The 562-nt window shown below is 65.8% G+C and carries 1 pseudogene; it reads left to right on the plus strand.

Features of this window, described 5'->3' with window-relative positions:
- Positions 1-198: 198 nt before the first annotated feature.
- A pseudogene (locus EOA29_RS39405) lies at positions 199-562 on the plus strand (hypothetical protein); the annotation flags it as partial.

The raw sequence follows: 562 nt of genomic DNA on the forward strand, positions 1-562 counted from the left end.
TCATAAGCCGGTGCAAAAGTGCCACGCCGGGCGGCCCTTATCCGCCCGCGCGTTGCCCTTAATAAGTGGTTGAGGTAAACACGCGACACTCCGGCAGACAAATTGTCGCCGGATTTCCATCGCAAATGCGGGGAAGAAGGGGACCGTGCCCCTGTGGCCGGTGGCGACCGAGAGGCTGTTAGAGTGGGACTTTTTGGCATGACCGAAAGAACGTTTGCGCGCGCCGCGCTGCTGGCGCCGCTTGTGGCATCGGCCATTGCCATGTCCGGCTGTGTCGGCTCGCCGACCTACGGAACCGACAAGACCGCCGCCGAACAGCTCGCCGATGACGTTTCCGGAGCCATCGCCATCACGCCGAAGCACCGCGATCCGATCGACTACAAGCCGCGTCCCGATCTGGTGAAGCCCGCGCCGGGACAGAAGGAAAATCTGCCGGCGCCGCAGGAAAGCATCCAGACGGCGAGCGCCGACTGGCCCGAATCGCCCGAGGCGCGCCGCGCCCGCATCCGCGCCGACGCCACCGCCCACCAGAACGACCCGAACTACCAGCCGGAGGCCGTCG

Source organism: Mesorhizobium sp. M1E.F.Ca.ET.063.01.1.1, assembly GCF_003998155.1.
Classification (GTDB): Bacteria; Pseudomonadota; Alphaproteobacteria; order Rhizobiales; family Rhizobiaceae; genus Mesorhizobium.